At 61.3% G+C, this 936-nt stretch carries 1 protein-coding gene and 1 pseudogene; both read left to right on the forward strand.

What is annotated here, in order from left to right:
- Positions 1-323, forward strand: a 323-nt coding sequence (locus IB235_RS25480; RefSeq protein WP_225612627.1) for a hypothetical protein, incomplete at its 5' end; no start/stop codon positions are given.
- 101 nt (positions 324-424) lie between these two features.
- Positions 425-810, forward strand: a pseudogene (locus IB235_RS24785) (IS5 family transposase); the annotation flags it as partial.
- Between the last annotated feature and the right edge of the window lie 126 nt (positions 811-936).

Below are 936 nucleotides of genomic sequence, written 5' to 3' on the forward strand. Positions count from 1 at the left end.
GGGGTGCTGGTGCTGATGGTCTATGCGATCTTCGGCCTGACGCTTTACGTCCTGCCGCCCGCGCAATGACAACCGACACGACCCGCGTCCTTGACCCGGTTTCGCGCGCGACCGAGATCCTGTTCGGTCTGATCATGGTCCTGACCTTTACCGCCTCGCTGAATGTGACCGAGGCAAGTCGCGCCGACGTGCGGCTGATGCTGATCGCGGCGCTTGGCTGCAATCTTGCCTGGGGGCTGATCGACGCGGCGACAGGCGGGCCAGGTCGCACCTTCACGCATCTGCGGAAGGGGCTCCTGCCCTGGAAATGGCAGAAAATCTGAAAATCAACGGCAGTCACGCCGGACGGATACGTTCTATCGGCTTTGTTGCGCAGATGCGTTGAAGGATTCACCTTGTGAATCCAGTTTGTTAGTTAAGCTGCATGAGCAGACCGAAGCCCCGACCTACCGCACCATGAACTGGCGTGACTACAACGCGGCGCTTGCGCATCGTGGGTCACTGTCGATCTGGTTCGATCCCGAGACACAGTGGCTTGCCGCACCGACTGGCAAGCGCGGACGGCAGCCGGTGTTCACCGACGCCGCGATTCAGGCCTGCCTGACGCTGAAGACGCTCTTCGGATTGCCGCTTCGGCAAACGACCGGGATGGTGGCGATTCTGCTCGATCTTGCCGGACTGGATTGGCCGGTACCGGACTTCAGCACCCTTTGCCGCCGCCAGAGGACTCTGACCGTCCACATTCCCTATCGTCCCAGCACCGGTGCCTTGCACCTATTGATCGACAGCACCGGCCTGAAAGCCGAGGGGAGATATGGGCAAAAGTTGGTGACGCGTGATCAGGCGGCGGCTTGAAGTTGGCGGAGGCCGTCGCGGAACTCAACCCCCTGGATGATCTCCGGCAGGCGGTTCTGGCCATCGAGTTTGCGCCATTTC

The organism is Paracoccus sp. PAR01 (assembly GCF_014851995.1).
GTDB lineage: Bacteria > Pseudomonadota > Alphaproteobacteria > Rhodobacterales > Rhodobacteraceae > Paracoccus > Paracoccus litorisediminis.